3 protein-coding genes are annotated in these 8,938 nt (G+C 64.5%); 1 reads left to right on the forward strand and 2 read right to left on the reverse strand.

Features of this window, described 5'->3' with window-relative positions:
- The first annotated feature begins 6 nt into the window (after positions 1 to 6).
- On the forward strand, positions 7 to 888 hold the full coding sequence (locus AAF481_18145) for a diacylglycerol kinase family protein (protein ID MEM7483097.1): 882 nt from the start codon (positions 7 to 9) through the stop codon (positions 886 to 888).
- Here AAF481_18145 and AAF481_18150 read toward each other — a convergent pair.
- On the reverse strand, positions 885 to 5,516 hold the full coding sequence (locus AAF481_18150; GenBank protein ID MEM7483098.1) for a CHAT domain-containing tetratricopeptide repeat protein: 4,632 nt from the start codon (positions 5,514 to 5,516) through the stop codon (positions 885 to 887). The genes AAF481_18145 and AAF481_18150 overlap by 4 nt on opposite strands.
- A gap of 249 nt (positions 5,517 to 5,765) precedes the next feature.
- On the reverse strand, positions 5,766 to 7,712 hold the full coding sequence (locus tag AAF481_18155; protein MEM7483099.1) for a CHAT domain-containing protein: 1,947 nt from the start codon (positions 7,710 to 7,712) through the stop codon (positions 5,766 to 5,768).
- Between the last annotated feature and the right edge of the window lie 1,226 nt (positions 7,713 to 8,938).

Here is an 8,938-nt window from a genome sequence, read left to right on the forward strand (position 1 = left end):
GGTTCCGTGATCCGGGTCCTCGTCAACCCGGCCGCCGGCCGCCGTCTGGGAGGCCGTGGCCTCGATCGCCTGGCGGAACTGGCCGCCGGCGTCGGGGCGCCCTGCGAGGTCAGCCGCAACGCCTCGGATTTGACCTTGCGCGCCCGGCGCGCCGCCGCCGACGGAGTCGAACGGCTGCTGGTCGCCGGAGGCGACGGCACCCTCCACCACGCCATCCAGGGCCTGGCCGGCAGCGGCTGCGCCTTGGGAGTGATCCCGCTGGGAACCGGCAACGATCTCGCTTCGGCCCTCGGCTCCCGGCGAGGCATCGCCCAAGCCATCGAGTACCTGACGACGGCACCGGTCGGTACCATCGACCTCGGCCGCATCGGACCGCCGGGCGAGCCGAAACGGTGCTTTTCGGTATACGCCGGGGTGGGGTTCGACAGCGAGGTGGCCGAGCGTGCCCACCAGGGGCGGCGCTTCCTCTCCGGCAAGGCCGTATACCTGTGGTCGGTCCTGCGCACCCTGGTGGACTTCGAGCCGCCGACCCTACGAATCGAACACGACCAGGGCGCCTTCGAAGGACCGGCGATGTTCGTCACCGTCGCCAACGGACCGTGCTTCGGCGGCGGCATGAAGATCGCGCCGGCCGCTCGCCTCGACGACGGATTCTTCGACCTGGTGGTCGTCCGCCGGGTGTCTTGCCTCGCCCTCTTGAGGGTCTTCCCCAGGGTCTATCGCGGTACCCACGTCAGCCATCCGGCGGTCACCATCGTCCGCACCCGCCGCGCTCGCCTCGAGAGTGACCGTCCCCTCACCGCCTACGCCGACGGCGAACCCGCCGCCGCTCTGACCGGCGACGGGCTGGAGGTGGAGATCGAACCGGGGGGGCTCAGAGTGATCTAGCCTGTCCTAAACCCACGAAATTTCTCGCTCGCCGGCAGCACCCCCGGCAACCGCACCGCCGGGTCGCCGACGACAATGTAGTTGCGGGCGTCGAGGGTGGCTTTGCGGATCCGCGAGAGGTACTGACCACCCTCCGGCGGTAGGGTGCGGGCGCCGAGAAGGCCGGTGAGCACCGTACTCTTTTCCGCATAGCTTTGGTTGAGGCACTCCATGGCGTGGCCCAGCCGGCGGCCGTTGAGGAGCTGGCGGCACACGCTGTCGAACACCTTGACCGTATCGCCTCGGCCGCTCGAAAAATCGAAGGATGTTCCCCAGGCCCGATCGACATGACCGACGAAGCCTTGGGCACCTCGCGCCAGCATGCGCTTCGCGAGGTGGGAGATCATGGCCTTCGGTGCGATGCGCTGAGGCGGACCGATGAGACGCTCGGAAAAGTCGTCGAAGGCCGGGGAGCCGGCGCTGTAGCAGGCGAAGAGGAAGGCGATCATGCCGCGGAGGTCCGAGCTTTCGGAAAGATCCTCGCCGCTGAAGTATGCGTCCTCGGACATGGTGCCCTCCAACTCGTAGTCCGAGCAGACCAGGGCGCCCTGGAGAGTTCCGAGACGACGGTCCGCCGGGTCGCAGCGTAGCCCGTGGCCGGCGGCGAACAACAGCGCCGGCGGGTCTTCGAGCAGTTGGGTCAGATCGGCCTTGCGGGTCGATGCGGCCCGGACAATCTCGAGCTGGGAGGGTTTGAGGCGAGTCGGACTCGCCAGACTTTGGGTCAGCGGATCGACCAGCGAATCGATCAGGTACCTTTCGTTGTCGCCGTCCCCTCCGACGCCGAAGATGGAGGCTCTGCGGCGATGCGGTTGTCCGGCTTCCGTCTGCAACACGGAGTCGGCGTAGCGGGCGTAGTCGTCGACCTTGTCGAAGCATAGGCGCCCCAGCGCGTACTGCACGTCCAGGCCGTACTGAAATTCGAAGGGCGTCTCTTCAGGATCGCCGACCACCATCAGAAAGTAGGGCATGACCTCGGGGTCTGCCGGCCCGAAGCCGAGTTCGTGCTCGAGGCGAAAGCGGTCGCTGGTGCAGTCAGCGGGTAGGCGGATCGATCGAAACCGCTCCGCACCGGCTTGGTCTCTCCGGTGGCGCAGCAGGGGGGAGAGGGCCTCTTCCACCACCGGCGGCACCGACGGGGCGAACAACACCGCCCAGCCGGCCTGATCGAGCCGTTCCGCGTCGATTCCGAAAACCGTCTCTCGAAATGGATCGTCGATCCGGTGGTAGTGGGTCCACCAGTCGAGCCGGTGGGAGAGATGCGGGTCCGGAAGGATCTTCTCTCGATGCTCGAACAGCGCTTCGCCGTCCGGAGCCGGCGGCAGTCGGCGACCGGTTTCCGCCTCGATGCCGTTGATGTACGAGTCCGGGTTGAAGCGATTCGAGGAAACAGCCGGTACCTGGCCTCGCCGCGGTAGCGTCTGCTCGTTGGGCATGGGCTCATTGGGCGGCCGGCGCGAGGGTTTCTTATCCGGAGGAATCGGGTAGCTCGGCGGTGTGCCTGTGGGCTCCAGGAGGCCTCCACCGCCTGCATCTTTCTCGATCGGTGGGTCGTCGTAGCTGCGTTTGGCATCCGGCGAGGGGTCGCCGGACAGTACAAAGGCCGCCCAGTGGCGCGGCTCTCGCCAGGCCTCCTGGTCACCCTTCAGCAGACTGAGTTGGGCCGTGCGGAGGGCCTCGGCAGGCGCTAGCCTCTGCTCGAGGAGCCCGCGGTAGAACGCCTGCATCAGGGCGGCCGTGCTCCGGTCGTTGACGTTCCACAGGCTCATGACGACCCTTGGTGCTCCGGCGTAGTGGAACGCGCGAGACAGTCCCTGTACACCTTCGCCGGGAACCTCTCGACCGATGCCGGACTGGCAGGCGCTCAGGACCACCAGCTCGGCGGCAATGCGGCGATCGAAGATCTCGTGAGCGTAGAGATGCCCCTCTTGTGGGCGTCCCTGGGCGTCGAATCTCGAGAAGAGCAGCGAAGAGAGCTGCGGATGCTGCGGATCGACGATGCCGTGCGTCGCCAGGTGGAGGATGCCGGCGTTCTCCAGGTATTCAAAAAAGGTTGGGCTCTTGGCGGCGTCGAAGTCGAGGCCCACGACTCTAGCCTCCTGAGGGAGGAGCTGAGCGATCGCCAGGGCTTCCGATCGCGAGTGCGAGAGGCGGGGAAACTCGAGGAATTCGTTCGGACTCGCCGCCGGGCGGCCCGTCGGCGGAAAGCCTTCGGACAGTCGAGGATCGGTAGGGGAGAACACCGGGTCCGCGAAGATCGCCATGGGGATCGCCGGCTGGCGCCGCCGGGGAGCTTCTTGCCGAATTGCCGCCAGGGTGCTGGCCGAGGGCAGAACCACGACTTCGCGCTGCTCGAGCAGGTAGATGCGGTCGGAATCCGATGGCTGGGCGACGCGCAGGGCGGAGAAGGGGACCATCTCCAGGATGCCGTCGGGCACGATCATCCAGCGTTCCGAAGATGGCATGGCATTGGGTGGAGGCAGCAACCGGTCGGCGAGCTGGGCGAGGGCGGCGTGCCGTAGGGAGCTTGCGCCCTTGGCGCGGGAGAGTACCCACTTCATGGCGTCCCCAACGGACGCTTCCATCTCCTTCCGACCCGCCAGGGAATGGATTTCGAGACTGCCATGGGCATCGAGGCTCCAGACAAAACTTCGACGTTCGCCCACGCTGTAGACCAGCAGATGGGACCGCCGATCCAGCACTCGCGTTCGTACCTCTTCCAGGGAAAGGGGGGCCGGCCGGGTGAGGGCGGCAAACTGTGGATGCGCTTCGAGAATGCGTCCCCTCAGGCTCTCCAGGCGGACCAGCAGATCCTGGCGCTCCAGCTCCAAGCTCGGGTCCTCGACGCCGCGCGATCGATTCTGTAGCCCGTGCAGCGCGGCAAGCAGCTCTTTTTCTTGCTCGAGCAGTCCCGATGGAACGTCGACTCTCAGATGGGTCTCAGCCAGGGAGTCGAGAAAGGTGCGCGCCCGGCGGCGCTCCGCAACTTGCAGAGCGCGCTCCGCGTAGCTAGGTCCTTGGCGGGGAGAGGTATCCTGCAGGTGAAGCTCTGCAAGGAGATCGATCAACTCTTCGAAGTAGCGCTTCTTGGAGGCCAAGAACCACATTCGAAAGTCCCAGCCGGAGTGCTGTAGGCGCTGCCCCTCCACCAGGTCCACAGCGGTGGAGAGTCTCTCGAGCGCTGGCCCGAGGTGCCCTTGGTCGCGCAAGGCGAGGCCGAGGCCGAGGAGCGCCATGGCGCGTCGGCTTTCGTCTCCCCACCGCTCGAAGGCGACGAGCGAATCCTCGAAAGCGGCGATCGCTGACTCGGACCTACCTTGCTCCTGGAGAAGGGCCCCAAGATTGAATTTGATGACCGCCGCCAGGCGCCAGTTGTCGTCTTCTTCGGCCTTGCTCTGAGCTGCAGAAAAGTGCTCGATGGCCTGGTTTAGCTGCTCGTCGGAAACCTTCGATGAGGAGCCCACCCGCGAGTAGGCGAGGCCGAGGCTGTTGTCGAGAAAGGCCGACCACCGGCGATCGAGCTTTCCTCTTGGACCCGCTTCTGCGGCGGCCTCTAGGGCCTCGATGGCCTGATCCCAGCGATGCAGGCGTAGGCGGGTGTCTCCCAGGTGGATGAGGGCGGCGACCCGGCCCGGCTCGTGGCCGCCGCTGGTCTGCGCCGAGACGCACTGTTCGAAGGCCAGGGCGGCTTCTTCCAGCTTCCCTTGTCTCGCGAGCAGGGAAGCGCGGTTGTGGAGTGCGTCGGCCTCCTCCAGTGGCCGCTCGAGTTCCCGCCAGCGTTGCTCGAGATCCAGGAACATGCGGAGTGCTTCGTCGGTCTTGCCCTCGCCGGCCGCGAGCCGTGCAGCGTTGGCGAGGACGTGATTGGCCACCACTGCCTCTCCCAGAGACTCGGCGAGCTGCCTCGCTCGCTCGAGGTGAGGTCTGGCGGCACCGACTTCTTGTCGGTCGAGGTACCAGCCGGCAAGACGGTTCTCGGACAACGCTTCTTCCCTGGGCCGATTCGCGCTCTTCGCCAGCTCCGATGCCGACCGGTAAGCTTCGACCACCTCTTCGCTTTGGCCGGAGAGTGTGCTGGCGTGGCCGATTCGTTGAAGGGCTTGGAGCTGCCAGTCCGGATCGTCGAGTTCGCGCCAAGCCGCTAGAGCTTTGCGATACTGATCGATGACCCCGGGGAGGGCTGCCGGATCTCCGGCCCGGCGCAGTTCGTCTGCGCGACAGAGCCGCTGTTGCGCTGCACTGTGGCGTTGATCCTCGGCGTTCGAGTGGCGGGGGGGCTCCAGCCAGAAAACGTAGTGTCCGCTACCGGCATCGGGGTTCTCGGATGCGACCTCGACCCGATAGATGCCGTTCTCTTCGGCGATCCAGGTGATCGTTTCGTGTCCCCAGCTCCCGATGGGGCTATCCATCAGCATGAGTCGCTCGCCCCCTGGAGAGAAGAGTCGCAGGACGATATCGATGCCCTGTTGTTCGACCCGCACGGTCGCGACTTGCCCTTCATCGAGGGAAAAACCCCAAGGATGGCTATTCCCTGCAGCGAGCGCTGCCCATTCGGGTTGTTCGATGCGCGGCGTGCGGCTAGTGGCCATCGGTTGCTCCTGAGAACCGGGCTGCGACGAGTGCCCGGAAGGTTGATGACAGCCTGCAGCGAGCCAGGGGCCAGCGAGACAGGCACAGATGGCAAGGGTCTTTGAAAGCAAATTCGTTCCTACGGCGAAAGAATGCCGGGGACGAAGGACTGCCTTTGCCCCCTGGCGAACTCTCTCGCGATCGCTGCTTCCGGTCTCGGGTGAGCCGCCGAGCAGGCGGGAAGGAAGCCGGTCAAGTCCAGCAGCCATTCAATCCAAGAGATCCGTAACTTTCCTTAGACAGCGCGAAGCGGCCTGCTGAAGGGCCGCGCTGGTAGAGATTCCCATTCCCGTATGGGAGGAGCTGGCGCGGACGGCGATCGTGCGGTCCAGGGTCGAGATCATTTGGACATCGAGGTGAAGGGACACCGCCTTGATATGGGCCGATGCCTGGGGAATCGGCTCGTGCGTTGCCGTTGCGAGCAGAAGATAGGGTGCTCCCCAGGGAACCCAGCCGGTGTCGGGGATAGCGGAAAGGTCTCCTTGGAGGAGGGATTCCACGGCGGTGAGCGGCGGAGACGGTGCCAACGTCGAAACGGTGGGAGATTCGTCCGCCAGGACGGCGCGAATCGCCTCGACGAGGTTGCGGTCGGACTGCCGGCTTCTGCCGTCGAGAACGACCACCGCGACCCTCCCTGGAATGGGCAGCTCGTGGGGGAGGGATGCAGCCGCTTTCTGGGCTTCGGCGCGATCGACCGATGGTTTCTCCTCGGGCGGATCATCCGGTGGCGACTCGACCACAGTCTCTTCAGGTTCTTTGTGCTGTGAAAGGGTTGAAAGTTCTTCGTGCTGCGAAGGGGCTGCGGTCTCTTGGTTGTCCGCCGATGGCTGATCCGGTTCGCCGATTCTCGATACCGACGAAGCCATCCAGAGAGTCAAGCCGAAGGCGGTTGCCCCGAGAAGCGCGAGGCTGGCGGCCCTCGCTCGCGAGCTCGTTCGTTTCCTTGCGAGCGAAGGTCGTGGCTCGGCCGCCGGAGGCCGCTGCTGCCTGGGGGGATGGGTCGCCCGATTTCCGTGGGATGCGAAGGGACCGGCGCCGAATTCAACACGCGCCGTGGGCGCCCCGTAGAGGCAGTAGGCGAGCCAGGCGGTACTGCCGGGATGTTCTTCACGCAGAACTGTGCGAGCCCGAAGCACCGCCTCCCCGAGTGGTGTGCGGGCGGCAAGCTGCCCATAGACCAGCTCGGCGAAGCGTTTCGCCTGGGAATCTCGAACGGCCCATATGGGAGCCAGATAGGCGGTGCCGTGACATTGACGAATCCAGGTTTCCGCCCAGCCGCCCATTCCACTGAGCCCTTCTCCGAGGCGACCGGATTGGCAGGTATTGAAGAAGACGAAGGGTCGATTCCGCGCCAGGTTCGTGGCGATCGCGCCGGAAATGTGTCGCGCCCGGAACCTTTGAAAGCTCACGTCGATGCTGGCCTCGCTGGGTCGCTGGGCATCGTGTTTGCCATGACCGGCAAGGTGGAGGAGATCGAAGTCCGCCTCGCGCAGGTGTTCGCGAAGCTGATAGAGGTCGATATCCGACAGTGCATCACCCGCGAGATCCGGCAAGGTGTCTCGCAGGTGGGTCAAAATGTCGCCCTCGGTGGTGCCGGCTTTGAGGGCTGGAGCACGTGGATCGCCCGGCAGGCTGAGACTCAGAAAACGCTGGATGGACTTCTGGTATGAGAGCGGTGCCTCGCCGGTCAGCCAGCGGCTCATCGAGAGCTGCATGCACAGGAAGTCGTCGTTCTCTTCCTCCGCTGGGTGGAGCATTTCCCACGGAATCCACGGCTCATCGGAGACGACCAGGAGGGACTGGATGCGGGGACGAACGGCACGGAACAGACTCCTCAGCTCGGCGGGCCAGAGCTGGCGGTAGAGCCAATGGCCGATGCTGATCAGCTCTTCCTCGATTTCCTGGTGGTGGAGTTCGTGGCCCTCGATGTCCAGACCCTTGTCGAGCAGCTCAAGCTGCTCCATGATCTGCCGCTGGAAGCGGTCCGCTTGCTTGACAGGTCTCCCTTCCAGCTCTCGTGCATGGAAACCAGCGACGCCGGTCGGCGATTGCAGGGTGTAGTGCAGGCGGTCACCATCTCGCCCCCACGGAGTGGTGACGCGGATTTCCAGGTCGGCGGGCTGGGGTGGGATCGGTTCGCGCGCTGCGCCAGACAAGATCGCGACTCCCTCTCAAAAATCAAAGACCGCGGGCGCCACGGCCCCGTGAGGGTGCGCCGGCGATCTCCAATGAAACCTTACAAAGAGACGCGCGGATGGTAGCACGATCTCAAGATCGCAAATGCTTTCTTGCAGATCATTCCTGCATTCTAGAGAGATAGATCGTTCAGGTGTAGGCGTTTTGGTTCGTTGGCACGATGTCCGGGTGACATGATCGCCGCTGCACGGCTCTTGTCGCTGGTTCTGCGGTACCGAGCGCCGAAGGCGCTTCGCCCTGCGGGGTACGAGAAGGAAGTTCGAAGATTTCTCGAAGGACTCCCCACCCATTTGCCTCTAAGACTTCTCTCCCAGATATCCGAAGGGTTGACTCTGGCTCGTCCGAGTGGTGGATCGAAAGGCGGCCCATCGGATAGCTGGTTGGGAAATTGGAGGTGAACGTGAAAGATCCCGAGACGCTCTCGGAGATCACATCCGTTGAGTGCGATGCCCTCGGGCGTAGCAAAAGAGAAAGGACAGCACATGCACCGAATGCGAAAGATGAACCGGCACCCGTGGCGCCTGGTGGGGCTCGCCGCTGTGGCCATCCTGTTGATACCCACGACCACCGCAGCCGGCGTGAAGACGTGCGATGCGCCTCTGACAGCGGCGGTTTCAGCCTCAATGAGCCAACCTGTGAGTACACTGGTTCCCGCTGTGATGGAAAGCTCTGTAAGGGCAGCGGCTCCGGACCCAGTGGACGGTTCTACTGCCTCCGGGGTCGTCCTCGCTGCTAGCGGCGGCGGGGAAGGACATTTGTTTCCCAGCCCCAGATTCGAGCAAATGATCCGCTGTGCAGGTGAGTCCTCTAACGGCTGGCAAGCCCGGCGGAATCTCCATTACGGCTGGTGTATGGAGGGGACGAATTGTTGCCAAGGTACCGGCACTTGTAACACTTTCTGTACCAGTCATTGTGACTACGAGGCTAGGGAAAGAGCCAATCAAGATTCGGCGCTAGCCTACTACTGGTGCATGGACAGAGAACCTAGCGCCTGGTGTGGTCCCGGCAACCACAACCCCTGGTGCTAGGAGCCCGTGGTGAAAGACCCATGCGCCCTTCGGGTTGGGGCGGTTTGCCACCGGCCGCTGCGTTGCCGAAGCTCAACGATGGCACCGCATCGCCTGCGCTTCGACGCCTTGCGGACGGAGGCAAAGCGCTCCCAACGCGACCCGCGGGAATTTCACCA

This window comes from Acidobacteriota bacterium (genome assembly GCA_039030395.1).
Lineage (GTDB): Bacteria > Acidobacteriota > Thermoanaerobaculia > Multivoradales > JBCCEF01 > JBCCEF01.

What these genes read in the sequence shown, in the direction of transcription:
- AAF481_18150 (MEM7483098.1), bottom strand. Translation starts at nt 5,516, where the DNA reads ATGGCCACTAGCCGCACGCCGCGCATCGAACAACCCGAATGGGCAGCG.